This window comes from Pseudomonas sp. CH61 (genome assembly GCF_059429415.1).
The window spans coordinates 3,231,847-3,248,741 of record NZ_CM182098.1; the positions used below are offsets into that span (position 1 = coordinate 3,231,847).

The 16,895-nt window shown below is 60.0% G+C and carries 20 protein-coding genes and 1 pseudogene; 11 read left to right on the forward strand and 10 right to left on the reverse strand.

The window, feature by feature from the left end:
• Window positions 1-129: 129 nt before the first annotated feature.
• Window positions 130-570: a hotdog fold domain-containing protein gene (locus tag AC5SEM_RS14390; protein WP_495473395.1), complete on the forward strand. Its 441-nt coding sequence runs from the start codon at window positions 130-132 to the stop codon at window positions 568-570.
• A gap of 64 nt (window positions 571-634) precedes the next feature.
• Here the strand turns inward: AC5SEM_RS14390 and AC5SEM_RS14395 are convergent, their stop codons facing one another.
• Entirely contained in the window at window positions 635-1,321 is a 687-nt protein-coding gene (locus AC5SEM_RS14395) for a GNAT family N-acetyltransferase (protein WP_495473396.1), read from the reverse strand.
• A gap of 151 nt (window positions 1,322-1,472) precedes the next feature.
• Between AC5SEM_RS14395 and AC5SEM_RS14400 the strand changes: the two genes are divergently transcribed.
• The 3 genes from AC5SEM_RS14400 (at window position 1,473) to AC5SEM_RS14410 (ending at window position 2,717) form a co-directional block, all read left to right on the forward strand.
• The gene (locus AC5SEM_RS14400; RefSeq protein WP_116030113.1) at window positions 1,473-1,958 is read left to right on the forward strand and encodes a DUF3592 domain-containing protein; all 486 of its coding nucleotides are present in this window, start codon (window positions 1,473-1,475) and stop codon (window positions 1,956-1,958) included.
• A gap of 180 nt (window positions 1,959-2,138) precedes the next feature.
• The gene (locus AC5SEM_RS14405) at window positions 2,139-2,462 is read left to right on the forward strand and encodes a YXWGXW repeat-containing protein (RefSeq protein ID WP_077573556.1); all 324 of its coding nucleotides are present in this window, start codon (window positions 2,139-2,141) and stop codon (window positions 2,460-2,462) included.
• Window positions 2,463-2,504: 42 nt separating this feature from the next.
• Complete coding sequence (locus tag AC5SEM_RS14410) at window positions 2,505-2,717, forward strand: YXWGXW repeat-containing protein (RefSeq protein ID WP_495473397.1); 213 nt, start codon at window positions 2,505-2,507, stop codon at window positions 2,715-2,717.
• Between the two features lie 15 nt (window positions 2,718-2,732).
• On the opposite strand, the gene AC5SEM_RS14415 is transcribed toward AC5SEM_RS14410, so the two are convergent.
• Window positions 2,733-3,290 (reverse strand): YceI family protein, encoded by a 558-nt coding sequence (locus AC5SEM_RS14415; protein ID WP_495473398.1) that lies wholly within the window; start codon window positions 3,288-3,290, stop codon window positions 2,733-2,735.
• Window positions 3,291-3,364: 74 nt separating this feature from the next.
• A complete protein-coding gene (locus AC5SEM_RS14420) occupies window positions 3,365-4,720 on the reverse strand; it encodes an MATE family efflux transporter (protein WP_495473399.1) in 1,356 nt (451 codons plus the stop codon).
• A 200-nt stretch (window positions 4,721-4,920) separates the two neighbouring features.
• Here AC5SEM_RS14420 and AC5SEM_RS14425 point away from each other — a divergent pair, with 200 nt between their 5' ends.
• From AC5SEM_RS14425 to AC5SEM_RS14435, 3 genes and pseudogenes are all read left to right on the forward strand, one after another.
• Window positions 4,921-5,481, forward strand: a complete 561-nt coding sequence (locus AC5SEM_RS14425; protein WP_495473400.1) for a chorismate mutase — start codon at window positions 4,921-4,923, stop codon at window positions 5,479-5,481.
• Window positions 5,482-5,644: 163 nt separating this feature from the next.
• Window positions 5,645-5,848 (forward strand): annotated as a pseudogene (locus AC5SEM_RS14430) (hypothetical protein); the annotation flags it as partial.
• Between the two features lie 151 nt (window positions 5,849-5,999).
• Window positions 6,000-7,643, forward strand: a complete 1,644-nt coding sequence (locus tag AC5SEM_RS14435) for a sensor domain-containing diguanylate cyclase (RefSeq protein WP_495473401.1) — start codon at window positions 6,000-6,002, stop codon at window positions 7,641-7,643.
• On the opposite strand, the gene AC5SEM_RS14440 is transcribed toward AC5SEM_RS14435, so the two are convergent.
• The 3 genes from AC5SEM_RS14440 to AC5SEM_RS14450 all read right to left on the reverse strand — a co-directional run bounded on the left by AC5SEM_RS14440 (window position 7,644) and on the right by AC5SEM_RS14450 (window position 9,789).
• Entirely contained in the window at window positions 7,644-7,937 is a 294-nt protein-coding gene (locus tag AC5SEM_RS14440; RefSeq protein ID WP_495473402.1) for a hypothetical protein, read from the reverse strand.
• 81 nt (window positions 7,938-8,018) lie between these two features.
• Window positions 8,019-8,405: a c-type cytochrome gene (locus AC5SEM_RS14445; protein WP_077573564.1), complete on the reverse strand. Its 387-nt coding sequence runs from the start codon at window positions 8,403-8,405 to the stop codon at window positions 8,019-8,021.
• A 52-nt stretch (window positions 8,406-8,457) separates the two neighbouring features.
• Entirely contained in the window at window positions 8,458-9,789 is a 1,332-nt protein-coding gene (locus AC5SEM_RS14450; protein WP_495473471.1) for an aminotransferase-like domain-containing protein, read from the reverse strand.
• Window positions 9,790-9,878: 89 nt separating this feature from the next.
• Here AC5SEM_RS14450 and AC5SEM_RS14455 point away from each other — a divergent pair, with 89 nt between their 5' ends.
• Entirely contained in the window at window positions 9,879-10,772 is an 894-nt protein-coding gene (locus tag AC5SEM_RS14455; protein WP_495473403.1) for a DMT family transporter, read from the forward strand.
• Between the two features lie 3 nt (window positions 10,773-10,775).
• On the opposite strand, the gene AC5SEM_RS14460 is transcribed toward AC5SEM_RS14455, so the two are convergent.
• Window positions 10,776-11,591, reverse strand: coding sequence for a cupin domain-containing protein (locus AC5SEM_RS14460; RefSeq protein ID WP_495473404.1), 816 nt, complete (start codon window positions 11,589-11,591; stop codon window positions 10,776-10,778).
• A 131-nt stretch (window positions 11,592-11,722) separates the two neighbouring features.
• On the opposite strand from AC5SEM_RS14460, the gene AC5SEM_RS14465 reads away from it, so the two are divergent.
• Window positions 11,723-12,235: a carboxymuconolactone decarboxylase family protein gene (locus AC5SEM_RS14465; protein ID WP_150731295.1), complete on the forward strand. Its 513-nt coding sequence runs from the start codon at window positions 11,723-11,725 to the stop codon at window positions 12,233-12,235.
• Window positions 12,236-13,100: 865 nt separating this feature from the next.
• Here the strand turns inward: AC5SEM_RS14465 and AC5SEM_RS14470 are convergent.
• Window positions 13,101-14,546: a SulP family inorganic anion transporter gene (locus AC5SEM_RS14470; protein WP_495473405.1), complete on the reverse strand. Its 1,446-nt coding sequence runs from the start codon at window positions 14,544-14,546 to the stop codon at window positions 13,101-13,103.
• 157 nt (window positions 14,547-14,703) lie between these two features.
• Between AC5SEM_RS14470 and AC5SEM_RS14475 the strand changes: the two genes are divergently transcribed.
• Complete coding sequence (locus tag AC5SEM_RS14475; RefSeq protein WP_495473406.1) at window positions 14,704-15,021, forward strand: DUF7693 family protein; 318 nt, start codon at window positions 14,704-14,706, stop codon at window positions 15,019-15,021.
• Between the two features lie 53 nt (window positions 15,022-15,074).
• Window positions 15,075-15,620: a hypothetical protein gene (locus tag AC5SEM_RS14480; protein ID WP_495473407.1), complete on the forward strand. Its 546-nt coding sequence runs from the start codon at window positions 15,075-15,077 to the stop codon at window positions 15,618-15,620.
• A 41-nt stretch (window positions 15,621-15,661) separates the two neighbouring features.
• Here AC5SEM_RS14480 and AC5SEM_RS14485 read toward each other — a convergent pair whose 3' ends face one another.
• Window positions 15,662-16,297, reverse strand: a complete 636-nt coding sequence (locus AC5SEM_RS14485; RefSeq protein WP_495473408.1) for a hypothetical protein — start codon at window positions 16,295-16,297, stop codon at window positions 15,662-15,664.
• 128 nt (window positions 16,298-16,425) lie between these two features.
• Window positions 16,426-16,884 carry a GNAT family N-acetyltransferase gene (locus AC5SEM_RS14490; protein ID WP_495473409.1) on the reverse strand — a complete coding sequence of 153 codons (459 nt, stop codon included), beginning with the start codon at window positions 16,882-16,884 and terminating at the stop codon, window positions 16,426-16,428.
• Between the last annotated feature and the right edge of the window lie 11 nt (window positions 16,885-16,895).

Genomic DNA, 16,895 nt, shown 5'->3' on the forward strand with positions numbered 1-16,895 from the left:
ACACGTCGTGCCCATGAAAAAACACGCACAGGTTGACAGATTTCCCGCAGACCGAATACCGTTCCGTTACAGAATATTATTCTGTAACGGAACATCATTCTGCAAAATCACTTTCCGCGAGGCGTTTCCATGAGTCAGTTTCTCAGCATGTTCAACAGCGCAGGCCCGCAAGCGTTCAGCCAGATGGCCTGCCAGGTCGCGCCGTACTTCAGCAGCATCAACCCGCTGGTAACCGAGCTGCGCGCGAACTCGGCGACGGTACAAGTGCCGTTTCGCCGCGAGATCACCAACCACCTCGGCACCGTGCATGCGATTGCCATGTGCAACGCGGCAGAACTCGCCGCCGGGATGATGACCGATGTGTCGATCCCGGCCGGCGCACGCTGGATCCCCAAAGGCATGACCGTGGAATATCTGACCAAGGCAAAAACCGATGTGACGGCGGTGGCCAGTGGTGAAGGCGTGGATTGGCAGAGCGAAGGCGACAAGATCGTCACCGTGGAAATTCACGATACCGAGGGCAAAAACGTGTTCACGGCGCGGATCACCATGAACGTCAAACTCGGCTGAATCGGGGACACAAAAAAGCCCTTGCTGCGGCATTCACAGCAAGGGCTTTTTCAGCGATACGAGGTCAGTGCACGGTCAGGCGCTGGCGGACAAACTCCTCGACATGACGAGTAGTCTGATCGAGGTGTCGGTCACGCTGTTTCTCGGCGTCGAGCATCGCCCGCTTGCCGTTTTTCTGCAGCAGATAGGTGTGAATCTGCTGCACTTCCAGCGACCGATAGATCGGTGTGGTGTCGATAAATCCGCGCAGACCGTTGCTGCGGTAATGCCGGGTGCTCATCAACACCTGCGTTTCCCGTGAACCGATCACTTCAAAACCCAAGGCTTCGAAGAACGGGACTTTCCCCACGGTGCAGGCCAGTTCGGCATGCGGATAACGCCCGACCATTTCGCCGATCATTGCCCGCGCCACACCCTGACGCCGATGCCCTTCGCGCACCGCCATATAGGCGACGCTGCACGCTTCCCAATCGCCCTGCACCGGCAGGTACAACAGAAAACCGATCACTTGCTCCGGATCATCCTCGTCGGTGGCGACCAGCAACTCGACGTCGGTGCCCTTCTCGCCATTCAACGCTTCCAGATACAGATGCACCTCATAGCCGACTGCGTACTGATAGACGTTGTACAGCAGGTTGCTCGGGCCGAGGCCAACCGCGCTGATGTCGGTCAGGTAGTCGACGACCATCTGCAGAATCTGGCTGTTGATGCCCTCGGGGCATGGGGTTTTGTAGTGGGTGATGCGTGGCATGACGAACTCCGACGGTAAAAAGCGTTGCCGACAGCCGCAGCGGTCGACGAGCCGCGACATCATACCGTGACGCGCCCGCTCGACGTCTAAAGTTCCTGTTCCGAGCGCCGATGTAACGGTCTCCTACCAATGTCACCACCACGGATCGGCCATGTACTACCCGCGCGAAGCTGCCAAGGATCACCTTTACAACCGTATCGTCATGCTGACCGTTGCTTGCTGCGTGGTTTTGCTGCTCGCTGCAATGGCGCACAAGTCGGGCATGCTTTATGGGGCGCTGAGTTTCAACGGTGTGGAAACCCGCGGCAGCGTCACGGCACTGGAAAAGATTCCAATGAACGCCAATGGCAAGGTCATTCACTATCAATACGCCGATGCCCAAGGCCAGACCCATGAAGGGCAACACGCCGACGAACGCTACGTCGAGCATACCCAATATCAAGTCGACGGCCCGATCACCCTGCTGGTGTCGCCGTGGATGCCGGATAAAAGCTGTATCGCCAGCCAGTTGCAGAGTTACCGTACGAGCTTCTACATCATGACCGGCGGTGTGTTGCTCGCGTTGCTGTTTCTGCTGATCTCGGGCAGAACGTTCTGGCAGATTCAGGCGATGAAAGAACAGGACCGGTTTTATTGAGTCCAGCCTCACAGGCAACAACCATCACGCGCGCCGGGCGTCTTGCTGCGGCGCCATCCTGACGTTCTCGCATCGCCCTCCCTGACAAAAATTTCATCCGCCTCAGACGGGATCTTTCGCAAAACAGGCATCCAATTCTGCAGCTGCGTTCACTTTCAACGCAGGCCTTGAGGAGTTGTCATGAGCGTTTTGCGTTCCCTGTCCAAATGGCGAAACACCCTGCTGCTGGTGCCGTTGACGCTGGCCGCGCTGAGCAGTGCCCCGGCGTTTGCGCAACCGGTGGTGATCGTCCAGCAAGCCCCACCGCCGATGCGCATGGAAGTGATGCCCGGTGCGCGTCCCGGTTATGTCTGGGATCAAGGTCATTGGCGCTGGCAAGGACGCGGTTATGTGTGGATGCCCGGCCACTGGCAACCGGTGAGGTACGGCGCGCGCTGGAAACCCGGGCACTGGCAGGCGCGCGGACCTAACTGGTTCTGGGTCGAAGGGCATTGGGTGCGATGAATGCGCGACAGCCTGACCATCACTTCTTGGGGGAACCCCACCATGTCGAAAATCGTTAAAGCACTGCTGGCCGCCACGCTGGTGGCCGTTACGTTGTCCGGTTGCGTCGTCGAGCCGGCCCGTCCCCACCGGCCACCGCCGCTGGTCGAAGTCGTTCCGGTGATGCCGGCACCGGGTTATCACTGGGTTGCCGGGCACTATCGCTGGGGCGGCAATCAATGGCGCTGGGAGCCGGGGCACTGGCGGGCGTATTGATCGCCACGGCTTGCGTCACTCCTGTGGCGCCACCACTTTGAATTTGATGGCGATGTCCTTGGACACCACGGTGTCTGCCCACTCCCCCGCGCCGAGACCGAATTCGTCGCGCTTGAGCACCAGGTCACCGTCGAAAATGCCGATGTCGCTGCCCGGCTTCAGTTCCACCGGTACCTGCACTTCGCGGGTAATGCCCTTGAGGGTGAGTTGTCCGTCGATCAGATAGCGACGCTCGGCCACTTGGGTGAAACGCCGGGACTCAAACACCGCCACGGGAAATTTTTCGGTGTCGAACCACGCCGGTTTCACCAGTTCGGTGTTGGCGTCTTCGCTGCCGGCATCGATGCTGTCGAGATCGATGTGCAACGTGGCGTGGGCGTTCGCGAGGTTATCGGTATCAAAGGCCAGCGTCGCTTCGAACTTGCCGAAGGTGCCGTACATCGGCGAGCCCATCTGGTTGTAGGTAAAACTGATCTGGCTGGCAGTGGTGTTGACCCGCGTGTACTCGACAGCCTGCGCGGCAGAGATGACGCACAGCGAACACGCGGCAGCCAGCAGCAATCGGATCGACATGGGATTCTCCGGACCGGGCCAGCCGTCGAGGGCCTCGATTGACTTAAGCAAACATCCGAGCGTTACGCCAGCGCCTACACCAACCGCTCGATCTTCTGATGCTGCCAGATCAGTTTGTAATACAAGGTCTGCAACACCAGCATGCCCAGATACGCCACCGGAAACGCCATCCACACCCCCTGCAAACCGTACTGCCCGTCCAGCCAGTACGCCGCCGGCAGTTGCACGCCGACCACGCAAATGATCGCAATCACCACCGGCACCAACACCGTGCCGCTGGCGCGCATGATCCCGCCAATGATTGCCTGGAAGCCGAATACCAACAGGCTCCACAACATGATGTGCAGCAGATGCTCAGCCATCGCCCGGGTCGAATCCTCGGTCAGGAACAGCCCCAGCAACCAGTGCGATAACAGGTAGCCGAGTACGATCAAACCGCCGGTCAGGCACACGTTGATCAGCAGCCCAGTGCGCAGAATCGGACCCATGCGCTCCAGTCGCCCGGCGCCGATGGCCTGCGCACCGAGAATCGACGCGGTGATCGCAATCGACAACGCCGGGAACTGCACATAGTTGACGATCTGCGTCACCGCGCCATAGGCCGCCGTCGCTTGCGAGCCGTGCTGGTTGACCAGTGCCAGAATCACCAACTCCGACAGCGACAGCACAATCATCTGCACGCCGGTCGGCAAGCCGATGCGCAAGACCTTGCCGAGAATCGCCCCGTCGAGCCGCAGCGCGGCAAAGAACTCGCGGTCCGGCGCCAATGGATGGCCCTTGCGAATCAGCCGCCACGCCAGCCACGCCATTGCCGCCAGGTTGCCGGCCAACCCCGCGTACGCCGCACTCTGAATGCCCAGTTGCGGCAGGCCGAACCAGCCGCGAATCAGCGCCGGGGTCAGGGCCAGCCCGACACAGGTCGACACCACCAGCGCCAGCAACGGCGACAGCGTATCGCTGACCCCGCGCAACAGTTGCGTGAACAACACAAACACCAGCAGCGACGGCAAGATCCACATCATCACATGGGCATACGCCACTGCATCGTCGAGCACATCCGCCGGCGTCCCCAGCCCCGCCAATGCCTGTCGCGCAAACACGCTGCCCAATATCGCGGCCACCAGGCCGATCAATACGCCCAGCAACAGCGTCGCCCCGGCGATCGCCTTGACCATGTGCGGCTCACGCGCGCCCCACGCCTGGCCGATCAACACACCGGCGCCTGCGCCGAGGCCAATCACTAGCGCGATAAAGAAGAACACGATGGGAAACATCCCCGACACCGCCGCCAGTGCCTGGGTGCCGAGCATCTGGCCGATGTAGATGCTGTTGACCGTGCCCGACATCGATTGCAGAAAGTTCGACAGCACCATCGGCGCGAGGAACAGCAGGTAGGTGTGCCAGAGTGGGCGTTGGACGGCGACTTGCATTGAATAGAGGTCCATCTCGAACGGCGGGAGGGCTGATGAAGGATAGCTTCGGCGAGTTGCACGCGGGGCGCAATTAACATTTCAAATCGATGTTTATTACCGGTGGTCACGTCTGTGTAATTGGCGCGGATCTGTAGGTGTCAGGTAACGCCTGTGGTAAACAACAGCCCTCGCCCATTTCTCTCATTGAGGCTCTGTTCATGCCGCACTTTGCCAATCTGTTGACCGCCAGCCTACTCGCCCTGCTCGGCACCAGCGCTCACGCCGCCGCGCCCGCCGAAACGTTGAAGCCGCTGCTGGAAACACTCAACGAACGCCTGAACATCGGCGACCTCGTCGCGCTGACCAAATGGGACAGCGGCAAGCCGATTCAGGACAGCCCGCGTGAGGCGCAGGTCGTCGCCAATGCCCGTACGCTGGCCGCCGAGCGCCAGCTCGACCCTGAAGAGGTGGCGCAACTGATTGCTGCGCAAATGGAGGCGAACAAACTGGTGCAGTACGGTTTGCTCGCGCAATGGCAAGCGGCCGGTACCGCGCCGGACACGCCGCGCCCCGACCTCGGTAAACAGATCCGCCCGCGTCTGGATGAACTGCAAACCCGGTTGTTGCAGCAATACGCTGATTTTGCGCCGTATCGCCATGACGCGAATTGCCCGCTGTGGCTGGCCAAGGCGCGCAGTGGCCTGACCCGCGATGCGTTGCATGATCTGGCCCTGACACGGGCGAGCGGTGAACTGTGTGTTCGGGCGGCGAAGTCCTGAGAAACGGCCAGATCAAAAGATCGCAGCCTGCGGCAGCTCCTACAAGGGATTTTTGAACCATCATTGCGGTCGATGTTTACCATCACGGCAATAAAGTTCTCATAAAAAATCCACGGCGTAACATCGGCTCCAGACAAACAACTACCCCTTGGAGCACACGATCATGAAACGCCAAACCCTTCTCAGCATCGCTTTTTCGGTTTTCGCCATTAACGCTTTTGCCGCCACCCCGGCACATACCCAGGTCGCTGAAGGCGGCTCGGACAAGTTGATTGAAAGTCGTGTTGCTGAGGGCGGTTCTAATCGTCTGCTCGAACGTCGTGTTGCCGAAGGTGGCTCCGATCGTCTGATCGAACGCCGCGTCGCATAACTCAACGGTTTCACCGCAATTGCAATAAAAAGCCCGGCCTGATCAGCCGGGCTTTTTCATGTCTGCAACCATCCATTCCCCGACTGGTCACCCACCGCCCATTGCGCATACCATGCGGCCACAACTCCAAAACAGACCTCGCCCGCCCATGCTCAAAGCCAGTCTGCGAAGCCACCTCACCCTTTGGTTTGCCGGTTTGTCCCTGCTGACGCTGCTCAGCGTGGGCTTCTACGTCGGTCACATCGCCACGGAACAGATGAAGCAGGCCAGCGGCAATGCCTTGCTCAACACCGCGCGCTCGGCGGCATCGTTATTGGGCGAGCAACTGCGCGAACGCCAGTTGGAGGTGTATCTGCTCAGCCGCGCGCCGCATCTGGAGCGTGGCGATCTGGACAATCCGGCGATTCTGAAATCGATGCAACTGCGCACCCAGGCCCGCGCCGAATATGCGTGGATGGGCGTCACCGACGCCGAGGGCAAGGTGCATCAGGCAGTCAACGACTTGCTGGTCGGTCAATCAGTGCAACAACGGCCATGGTTCCAGGCCGGGATGCGCGGCGAGTACACCGGCGATCCCCATGAGGCGGTGCTGCTGGCGAAAATGCTGCCGGGGCTGCCGAACGGCGAACCGCTGCGCTTCATCGATTTCGCCGCGCCGATCCGTAATGCCGACGGCCAGGTGATTGGCGTGCTGGGCGCACACGCACATTGGAGTTGGGTGACACGCATTGTCGAGTCGGCGGCGTTTTCACATAAAAATTCAACGCCGGATATCGAGGCGTTGATCATCGATCACGATGGCAAGATTCTCTATCCGGAAGCGCTGGCGGGCCAGCAACTGGCGGCGATGGATTCGAAGTTACAGGGGTGGACGGCGGGCAACGGTTTTCTCACCAGCATGGTCACCGTACCAACGCCGTCGAGCACGGCGCTGTCGTGGTCGATCGCGGTGCGCCAGCCGTTGGAAACCGCACTGCAACCGGCGCGCCTGCTGCTCTACAAACTGCTGATTCTCGGGGTTTTCGCGGCGTTGCTGTTCGGCTTGGTGGCTTACTACCTGGCGCTGTACCTGAGCCGACCGATCGAACAACTCGCGCATTCGGCCAGACAAGTTCAGAGCAAACAGCCCGGTGCACAATTCCCGCTGCAACACCCGGTGCGGGAGATTGCTCAGCTCGGCCAGTCCATCGATGCAATGACGCAATCACTGCTCAACAAAGAGCGCGAATTGCAAGAGGCCAATGCCTCGCTGGAAGCAACCGTCGCGCAACGCACCGCTGCCCTGACGCAGGCCAATGCCGAATTGCTCAGTCTGGCGACCCACGACAGTTTGACCGGCGTTCACAACCGTCGCCGTTTCGACGAAAAACTCACCGAATACACACTGCTGTTCCGCCGCACCGGACGTCCGTTTTCCCTGCTGCTGATCGACGCTGATCACTTCAAGCGAATCAATGACACCCACGGTCACGCGGTGGGGGATGAGGTACTACAGCAGTTGGCACAGTTGATTCAGAACAGCCTGCGCACCACCGATTTCGTCGCCCGATATGGCGGCGAAGAGTTCGCCGTGTTGTTGCCGGAAATCGCCCAACCCGACACCCCGGAAGTTGTCGCCGAGAAAATTCGCGCGGCGGTTGCCGAGGCCGATTTCCCTGCGGTCGGGAATGTGACGGTGAGCATCGGTGTCGGCCTGGCAGACCCGGCCGATAACAACCACAGCGCACTGATCAAACGCGCCGATCAGCAGCTCTATCAAGCCAAAGCGGCGGGTCGTAATCAGGTGGCGTGATCAGCCCTGCTTCACTTCGCAAATCCCGTTGGCCCTGTTCTTCCCGGTGTACGACACCGCAGGCGAACCGTCGGGATTGATGCTCAGAGAAATGGTCACGCCCGCGCCTTTGGCCTCGAAGTAGTTCTCGTTGAATTTCTTCAACTTGCCTTCCTTGCCATTGATGTAGATTGGCCCGCCCTCATCGGCATGCACTTCGATTTTGCCCGGGCACGTGGCGTTGAACATGGGGATGCCCGCGTGGGCCAGTCCTGTGGCAAGCAACAGCGGTATTACCAATAGCAAAAATTTCATGGTGGGTTCCTTGAAAGCAGCAACAACGCCGAAGAGCTTTTTCATGTCATTTTCAATCAGGGACTTCGGCAGCTCCTGCCGTTATTGCGAGAAGGTCTGAAGATAAGCCAACAGGTTGTCGAGTTTTTCTTCGTCACTCAGGCCCCAGAAAATCATCCGCGTGCCGGGCACCACGCCTTTCGGGTCCTTCAGATAGGCGATCAGCGTTTCACGATCCCAAGTCACCCCCGAGTTCTTCATTGCATCGGAATACACGTAATTAGCCGAGGTACCGGCAGGCCGGCCGATGATGCCGTTGAGTTGCGGGCCGAATCCGGGACGGGCCGATTCGCCGACCTGATGGCAGCCGCCGCACAGACGCGGGAAGATTTTCGCCCCGGCTTCGGGATCGCCTGCGGCGTGGGAGAGCGTACTGAACAGGCTGGTGGCGAGCATCAGGGCAAGTGACAGTGCAGCGGTGTTTTTCATCGAGGGTTCCGGGTCGGTCTGCATCGGGCGGCGCAAGGGTAGCATTTTGTTTTTACAGGTAAGCGCCAATGGTCCTTCTGATTTTGATCAATGCCTGGCGCAACACATCCATCTCTACCGAACCCAGCGCCAGACGAATCGCATGCGGCGCATGACCCGACACCGAAAACGGCTCCGCCGTGGTGACGGAAATCTGCTCGTGCATCAACTCGACGACAATCTGATCGGCGCGCACATCTTCGGGCAGCGGCAGCCAGAGGAAATACGACGCCGGATGGCCAATGCTCGGCAACCCTTTCAGCACTTTGGCCGCCAACGCTTGCCGCGCTTTGGCGTCGTTGCGTTTCTGTTCCTCAAGCAGCGTCACCGTGCCGTCGTCGAGCCAACCGCAGGCAATGGCAGTCATGATGCCCGGCGTGTTCCAGGTGGTGGCGCGGATGATGCGTTCCAGCGCCGGTACCGTTTCTGACGGGGCGGCGATGAAACCGACGCGCAGGCCGGTGGCGATGTTTTTCGACAGACCCGAGACATACACCGTGCGCTCCGGCGCCAGATCGATCAGCGTACGCAGTGGGTTTTCCACCAGAAATGCGTAGGCCGCGTCTTCGATGATCGTCAGATCATGTCGACGGGCAATCGCCACCAACTGCTCGCGCTGCGCCAACGGCATCACCCAACCCAGCGGATTGTGCAACGTCGGCATGCTGTACACGGCGCGCACCGAGCGGCTGCGACAGAGTGTGTCCAGCGCCACGAGATCCGGCCCCTGATCACTGAACGGAATCGCCACGACCTCCAGATGCAGCGCTTCGGCCAGCACCTTGAAGCCGGAGTAGGTCAGCGCGTCAGCGGCAATCACATCGCCGGGTTTGAGCAATGCCATCAGCGTCACCGCCAAACCTTGCTGGGCGCCATTGACGATCAGCACTTGCTCGGCCTCGACCGTCACCCCGCGCGTCAGCAGATGCCGAGCGACGGACGCGCGCTCGTGGGCGCGACCGGCGTGCGGCTGATAACGCAGCAACGCTTCCAGATCCCCGGACAACGCTAGTTGGCGCAGCGCGGTGCGCAACAGATCCGCCTGACCGGGCAATGACGGGTAGTTGAAATTGAGGTCGATCATGCCCACCGCCACCTGTTTCTGATCGATGCCCTGCCCCGGCGACAGCGAGGTTTCGCGCACGAACGTGCCGCGCCCGGTTTCGCCACTGACCAGGCCCATCGCCTCCAGCTCCGCGTACACCCGCGAGGCTGTGACCAGCGCCAACCCTTCCTGAGCGGCCAGTTGCCGGTGCGTCGGCAACCGCGTACCCGGCGGCAACTGGCCCGAGCGAATGTCTGCCGCATAGGCATCAACGAGTGTCTTGTAGCGCGAACGTGGCATGCCGGATGTATCCATGACAATTCTTTGATTGTGCTGATTCTCGGCTCTAGCATGGCCGCAACGCAACCCACTCCTGAGCGTGATCTGGCATGGAACAGACTTCGAACCTGAGCACCCCGGCAATGGAAAAAACCAGCGGCTGGATCAATGGTTTTATCGGCGTAGTGATCTTCAGCGGCTCGCTGCCGGCCACGCGTCTGGCGGTGCTGGAGTTCGATCCGGTGTTTCTCACCGTGGTCCGCGCCGCCATCGCCGGGGTCGTGGCGGTGGCCCTGCTGTGGCTGTTTCGCGAACGGCGTCCGGCGCGCGATCAGTGCTTGTCACTGTTGATTGTCGCGCTGGGCGTAGTGCTCGGTTTCCCACTGCTGACTGCACTGGCGCTGCAACACGTGACGTCGGCGCATTCGATTGTGTTTGTCGGATTGCTGCCACTGGCCACAGCGATTTTTGCTGTGCTGCGCGGCGGTGAGCGGCCGCGACCGGTGTTCTGGGTTTTTTCAATTCTCGGTAGTGCGTTGGTGGTCGGCTTCGCGATTGCGCAAGGTCTGACTGCCTCGCCCACCGGTGACCTGTTGATGCTCGCTGCCATTCTCGCTTGCGGCCTCGGTTATGCCGAAGGCGCGAAGCTGTCGCGAACCCTCGGCGGCTGGCAGGTGATTTGCTGGGCGCTGGTGCTGTCGCTACCGCTCATGGCGCTTTTGAGTCTGTGGCTGGCGCCCGCCTCGTTCAGCACGATCAGTCTGTCGGCGTGGTTGTGTCTGGGCTATGTGTCGCTGTTCAGCATGCTGATCGGCTTTGTGTTCTGGTATCGCGGCCTGGCTCAGGGCGGGATTGCGGCGGTCGGTCAGTTGCAATTACTGCAGCCGTTTTTCGGTCTGGCGTTGGCGGCGACCCTGCTGCATGAACACGTCAGCCTCGGCATGCTCGCCGTGACGCTGGGCGTGATCCTGTGTGTCGCCGGGGCGAAGAAATTCGCCAAATGATCCTCAGGCGCCGGCCTTCCACTCGCGAGGGCTGAGCCCAGTCTTGCGCCGAAACGCCCGGGCCAGCGCCGAAGGACTTTCGTAACCGACCTCCTCGGCAATCAGCGCAATCGCTTTGCCTTCACGCAGGCGTTTCTGCGCCAGACTGACCCGCCAGCTCAGCAGATAATCGGCCGGGGTCTGCCCGACAACGCGGCGAAACTGCTCGGCAAACCCGGCACGGGACAAGTTGGCGACAGAGGCCAGATCCGCCACGCTCCAGGGTTTTTGCGGTTGCTCGTGCATCGAGTTCAAGGCGCGCGAAAGACGTGGATCGGCCAGCCCGGCGATCATCCCCGGTTGTTGTTCGCGACTGCTGATCAAGTGCCGCAACAACAGAATCACCAGCAGTTCGAACAGGCGATCCATCACTGCCACGCGCCCGCAGTGACCTTCGAACGCTTCCTTGAACAGCCACTCCACGGTGTTGCCCAGTTCCGGGATGTCCGTCAGTTTCAGCACCAGATAATCCGGCAGTGCCGCCGCCAGTGCATTACCGGAACCGCCGTCAAACGTCAGCGTTGCGCAGACCACTCGGGTGTCCATCGCCTCGTCGGCGAACATGCGATGGGCAAAAGGTCGGGGGAAGAAAATCAACGACGGCTCACTGAGGCTGATCTCACGTTCGCTGCCCGGCTTGAGCAGCAACTCGCCAGCCTGCAACAAATGCACATGGCCGACCGGTTCATTTTCATGAACCGCGACGCCGCAGAACGTGCCGCTGTGAAAAGTGCCGGCAGTCACGCCGAAATGGCTGAGCAATGTTGAAAGGCGATCCATGGACGACTCCAAGAGCATATCTGGACGATCTGCCGCATATCCTCGACGATTTGCCGCCAATCCACCAGCTTCGCTCAATAACATGACCTCCATCCCCGGCGCACTTCGCACCGGACTCTCGGAGCATCACCATGAGCCGCATCCACGCTATCAGCCTCGAAACCGCCACCGACGCCAGCCGCCCTGTGCTGGAAGGCGTGAAAAAGAAAATCGGTTTCCTGCCCAACGTCTTCACCACCCTGGCCAAAGCACCGGTGGCCCTCGAAACCTACGTGCAAGCCTCGGCGATCCTCGGCAAAACCTCGCTGAGCGCCCAGGAAAAAGAAGCCGTGTACCTCGCCACCTCACAGGTCAACGGTTGCGACTACTGCCTGGCCGCACACACCTTGTTTGCCGGCAAGGCCGGGCTCTCGGCGCAAGACATCGTCGCCGCCCGCCAAGGCGAACTCAACGCCTACGCCACCCTCGCCCGTCAGCTGACCGAAAGCCGCGGCCATTTGACTGATGAACAGATCGCCGCCGCCCGCACTGCCGGCATCGACGACGTGAAGATCATTGAAGTGATTGCACTGGTGGCCGTGCAGAGCCTGACCAACTACCTGAACAACGCGGCGCTGACCGATATTGATTTCCCGGCCATCTGAATCCGGCCACGCAAAACCTGTTGGAGCTGACCTGCTCGCGATGGCGGTGTGTCATTCAAAGCATCTTTGAGTGACACACCGCCATCGCGAGCAGGCTCACTCCTACAGTTGGATCGGGTACATCAGCAAGAAATTGTTCGGCTGGCAGGCCGCCTTCGCGAGCAGGCTCGCTCCTACAGTTGGATCGGGTACATCAGCAAGAAATTGGTCGGCTGTCAGGCCGCCTTCGCGAGCAGGCTCGCTCCTACAGTTGGATCGGGTACATCAGCAAGAAATTGGTCGGCTGGCAGGCCGCCTTCGCGAGCAGGCTCGCTCCCACAGTTGGATCGGGTACATCAGCAAGAAATTGGTCGGCTGGCAGGCCGCCTTCGCGAGCAGGCTCGCACACAGTTGGATCGGGTACATCAGCAAGAAACAGGTCGGCTGTCAGGCCGCCTTCGCGAGCAGGCTCGCTCCCACAGTTTTAACGTGCGTACAACCCAAGCGGCAAAGCCGCCCCACTCAACAGGATGAGCGTTAGCTCGGCTGCAGCTCTTGATCTTGATCCACGGGCGACGTCGGAAGGCTGAGTGGAGGGATTGATCCGGGGGTGGGAGCGCAGCGACCGTTTGGCGAAGCCAAACACAGCGAGAGGAGGTGCAGCGAAGCAAACCGTAGGCGCTGCGCCCGGATCGATCCCGCAGCGAAGGAACCCCGAGCCCCAGCGAGCGGGCCGCACGTAGGAGCAAGCGTTTTTTTGCTTACTTTTTTTAGGCGTTTGTAAAAAAAGTGAGTCGCCGTAAGGGCGAAACCCTAAGCCGCCGTGACCGCAGCAACGGATATGTACTCCGTAATCCAGACAACCATAGCCAACGCCCACGGCTGATCAGTGATGCTCCTCACCCGCCCGCTTCAGCAATTTCTTGCACCGCTCAGACAAATGAAACACCTGCAAATGCTTACCCGCTTTCGCATAGCGCCCACGCAAAGTCTTCAACGCCGCAATCGCCGAATAATCGACAAAACTCAAATGCCGACAATCCAAAGTCACCCGAGCCGGATCATTAGCCGGATCGAACTGATTGAGAAACGGCGCAGTCGAGGCAAAAAACAACGTGCCATGCAAACGATAAAGCTTGCTGCCGTCAGCCTCCAGATGCTCATCGGCGTACAACTCGCGAGCCTGCTGCCAGGCAAAGTTAAGCGCGGCAATGATAATGCCGCAGAGCACGGCGGTGGCCAGATCAGTAAACACGGTGATAGTGGTCACAGCGATGATCACCAGCACATCGTTAAGCGGCACTTTGTTCACCACCCGCAACGACGCCCAGGCAAAAGTCTGCTGCGACACCACAAACATCACACCCACCAGCGCCGCCAGCGGAATACGCTCGATCAGCGGCGAGAGAAACAGAATGAACAAAAGAATCAGCACGCCCGCGACCACACCGGACAAACGCCCGCGCCCACCGGAGCTAAGATTGATCACCGTCTGACCGATCATCGCGCAACCGCCCATACCGCCGAACGCACCCGAGACCATATTCGCCGCACCAAGCGCCACGCACTCGCGATCCGGATAGCCACGGGTTTCGGTGATTTCATCGGTGAGGTTCAACGTCAGCAGGGTTTCCAGCAAACCGACCAGCGCCATCAGAATCGCGTAAGGCGCAATGATGCGCAGGGTTTCAAGATTCCACGGGATGTCCGGCAAAGTGAAAGTCGGCAAGCCACCGGCGATGTGCGCCATGTCGCCAAGGGTGCGGGTCGGCAGGCCGAACAGGTAGACCAACAGGCCGACGCCGAGGATCGCCACCAGCGCCGGTGGCACCGCTTTTGTCAGACGCGGCAAGAGATAAACGATGGCCATGGTCAGCAGCACCAGCCCGGTCATCAGGTACAACGGCGTACCGCTGAGCCATTCTTCACCGCTCTTGAAGTGCTCCAGCTGCGCCAGCGCAATGATGATCGCCAGCCCGTTGACGAAGCCGAGCATCACCGGATGCGGCACCATGCGCACCAGTTTGCCCAGACGCAGCAGCCCGAACGCCATCATGATCAAACCGCCAAGCAACACCGTCGCCAGCAAATACTGCACGCCGTGTTGCACCACCAGCGCGACGATGACCACGGCCATCGAACCCGCCGCGCCGGAGACCATGCCCGGCCGCCCGCCGAACAACGCCGTCAGCGTACAAATGATGAACGCGCCGTACAGGCCCATCAGCGGATTGAGGTGCGCCACCAGCGCGAACGCAATGCATTCGGGCAACAGGGCAAACGAGGTGGTGAGTCCGGCCAGGACATCGGCGCGCAGACGAATCGGTTTCATGGCTTACCTGATTGAGCAACCGCCGAGCGCGGCTGCAGGTGTTCGGGAAAAAGAGGGTTGCGGATGTTACGGAATTGTCGCGGATCGGGCCAGTGAACGCTGACACTTGTGGGTTCGGGCTTTATGCTGACGCGCTCCGGTAACCGTTGAGTTGAACATGTCTGCATTTCTGAGCGCCCGCGAGGTCTGCCAGCGTCTGCGTGACGCTGCGCTGGGTGTGCTCGCTTTCAAAGTCTGCGAGCGGCCTGCCAAGGCCGGGCTGGTCGCGGTCGATATTGAGGGCTGGCTGTTGCTGCTGGATTTTGAAGGTGGGCGGTTACACCACTGTGAATGCGCCCGCAACGGCGATGGACAAGATGGCTCGCTAGAGCGCTGGCAGCGTTACGGCACCGATCCGGTGAGTTTGCTCAGTACCTGGGAATTGGCGCAGATCGAACAATTGCTCAAAGCGCAGACGAACGAGGTTGCCCAATGATGGCACTCTGCCCATAATTCGCGCCCTCCTCTATTCCCACGCAAGGAACTGCCGTGAAGAAGTCGCTATTGTTGATCCCGATGCTGGCCGTGCTGCTGCAAGGCTGCGGCATGACCATGACCCGCTACGAGCCAAGCTTCGAGAACGTGGAGAAGCTCAAGCAAACCCCACCGCTACATGCGATCAGCAATCCTCAGGTTACGGCCGAGTCCGGTGAAGGTTCGCTGGTGGTGCGTGCCAATCCGGTTCGCTCGCCGTCCGGCAGCATCCCGGCGCACATTCAGGATGCGATCACCGAAGAACTGCGCAAGGCCGGCCTGCTTGATCCGCAGGCTCAGCGTCAGTTGAAAGTGCTGGTGGTGAACAACGAACTGTCCGCCGGCATGGGCACGGGCGACGGCAAACTTGCTGCACGTTTCACCCTGCTCAACGGCAACGATGTGGTGTACGACGCGACCAAGAATGTCAGCAGCCAGTGGAGCAGCAGCTTCTTCGGCTTCATTGCCATCCCGAACGCGGTCAACGCTTACAACCCGATGGTGCGTGACTTGCTGAAAGAACTGTATAGCGATCCACAGTTCATTCAGGCCCTGAAGTAAGGGCAAAAAAAGAGCCGCAATCGCGGCTCTTTTGTTTCGCATCAAGCCCGAGGAATACCGGTTTCGAGTGCCGAGTACTTCAGGTTCTTGCTATCAACCATCTGCTTTAGCAGCGCATTGACCTGACGGGTGAAGGTGTCATTCACCGCCTCTTTAGGCGTGTTGGCCATCAGCGGGATAAACCAGATGCCGAACCAGGTGCCGACCGCATCGTGGTTGCTCGCGGTGGTCAGGGCCTGACCCTGGCCATCCATGCCTTCCAGGCTCAAGGTGTACTGATCGGTACCATACGCCGGGATCACCATCATGCTGAAGCCGCTGATGAAGGCCAGTACCATGGAACCGGCATTCGGCGGATGGTTGTACATTTTCAGACGCAGGCTGTAGTCGCCCGGCTGCTTCTGGAATTCATCCAGGGTGACACGGCCAAACAGACCCGAGTCAGTGAGGATTTTTTGCAGCTGTGGTTTCAGTTGATCGCGCGCTTGCGGCACTTCCACGACGGAAGCACTTTTCGGCTCGCCCTGATAGAAATCGAAATCGACGTAGACGTTTGGCTTGTTGGTATAGTTGGCCATCGAAGGCATGGTCACCGGCGCCACTTCGTCTTTGGTGAAACTGGCACAACCGCCCAGCGCAAGTACCAGCCCCAGCGCCAGAATTTTCCCGAATTGCATGATGTCCGTCCCTATGTGTACATAACCAGATGATGGCATTGCGCCTTCATTGCGAAGGCCGGGCGGATTCTAGAGAGAGCGGCGCTCGGGCGAAAGTCTGAATTGGGGAAATCGGCAAAAAAACTTGCTCAGCCCTGCCGCAAGTCGAGGATGTAGGTGTAATAACCGCTGTCGCGTATGTAGCCGAGGGACTCGTACAAGCCTTGCGCCGTGAAGTTGTCGGTGGCGGTTTCCAGCACCAGCCCTTTGGCGCCGGTCGCCAAGGCGAAGTCGCGTGCAGTGTTCATCAGCAATCGACCCACGCCCCGCCCACGGGCGGCGGGTGTGGTGAACAGATCGCTGAGCAGCCAGGTACGGTGGGCATCGATGGACGAGAACGTCGGATACAACTGCACGAAACCCAGCGCTTCACCGTGTTCATCCTGAGCAAGAAAAATCGCCGATTCGCTGGCAGCCATACGTTCAGCGATGAAGGCTCGCGATTGCACAAGGTTCGAAGGTTGCTCGTAGAAACCTCGGTAGGCGTCGAACAACGCCGCCACCGCATCCAGATGTGTCGTGTCGGCTCGCACTGCCTGAAGAGTCATACGCCCGCTCC

Excerpts from the sequence above, each read along its gene's own strand:
- AC5SEM_RS14390 (WP_495473395.1), top strand. The coding sequence starts at position 130 with ATGAGTCAGTTTCTCAGCATGTTCAACAGCGCAGGCCCGCAAGCGTTC.
- AC5SEM_RS14395 (WP_495473396.1), bottom strand. The coding sequence starts at position 1,321 with ATGCCACGCATCACCCACTACAAAACCCCATGCCCCGAGGGCATCAAC.
- AC5SEM_RS14400 (WP_116030113.1), top strand. The coding sequence starts at position 1,473 with ATGTACTACCCGCGCGAAGCTGCCAAGGATCACCTTTACAACCGTATC.
- AC5SEM_RS14405 (WP_077573556.1), top strand. The coding sequence starts at position 2,139 with ATGAGCGTTTTGCGTTCCCTGTCCAAATGGCGAAACACCCTGCTGCTG.
- AC5SEM_RS14410 (WP_495473397.1), top strand. The coding sequence starts at position 2,505 with ATGTCGAAAATCGTTAAAGCACTGCTGGCCGCCACGCTGGTGGCCGTT.
- AC5SEM_RS14415 (WP_495473398.1), bottom strand. The coding sequence starts at position 3,290 with ATGTCGATCCGATTGCTGCTGGCTGCCGCGTGTTCGCTGTGCGTCATC.
- AC5SEM_RS14420 (WP_495473399.1), bottom strand. The coding sequence starts at position 4,720 with ATGCAAGTCGCCGTCCAACGCCCACTCTGGCACACCTACCTGCTGTTC.
- AC5SEM_RS14425 (WP_495473400.1), top strand. The coding sequence starts at position 4,921 with ATGCCGCACTTTGCCAATCTGTTGACCGCCAGCCTACTCGCCCTGCTC.
- AC5SEM_RS14435 (WP_495473401.1), top strand. The coding sequence starts at position 6,000 with ATGCTCAAAGCCAGTCTGCGAAGCCACCTCACCCTTTGGTTTGCCGGT.
- AC5SEM_RS14440 (WP_495473402.1), bottom strand. The coding sequence starts at position 7,937 with ATGAAATTTTTGCTATTGGTAATACCGCTGTTGCTTGCCACAGGACTG.
- AC5SEM_RS14445 (WP_077573564.1), bottom strand. The coding sequence starts at position 8,405 with ATGAAAAACACCGCTGCACTGTCACTTGCCCTGATGCTCGCCACCAGC.
- AC5SEM_RS14450 (WP_495473471.1), bottom strand. The coding sequence starts at position 9,789 with ATGCCACGTTCGCGCTACAAGACACTCGTTGATGCCTATGCGGCAGAC.
- AC5SEM_RS14455 (WP_495473403.1), top strand. The coding sequence starts at position 9,879 with ATGGAACAGACTTCGAACCTGAGCACCCCGGCAATGGAAAAAACCAGC.
- AC5SEM_RS14460 (WP_495473404.1), bottom strand. The coding sequence starts at position 11,591 with ATGGATCGCCTTTCAACATTGCTCAGCCATTTCGGCGTGACTGCCGGC.
- AC5SEM_RS14465 (WP_150731295.1), top strand. The coding sequence starts at position 11,723 with ATGAGCCGCATCCACGCTATCAGCCTCGAAACCGCCACCGACGCCAGC.
- AC5SEM_RS14470 (WP_495473405.1), bottom strand. The coding sequence starts at position 14,546 with ATGAAACCGATTCGTCTGCGCGCCGATGTCCTGGCCGGACTCACCACC.
- AC5SEM_RS14475 (WP_495473406.1), top strand. The coding sequence starts at position 14,704 with ATGTCTGCATTTCTGAGCGCCCGCGAGGTCTGCCAGCGTCTGCGTGAC.
- AC5SEM_RS14485 (WP_495473408.1), bottom strand. The coding sequence starts at position 16,297 with ATGCAATTCGGGAAAATTCTGGCGCTGGGGCTGGTACTTGCGCTGGGC.
- AC5SEM_RS14490 (WP_495473409.1), bottom strand. The coding sequence starts at position 16,884 with ATGACTCTTCAGGCAGTGCGAGCCGACACGACACATCTGGATGCGGTG.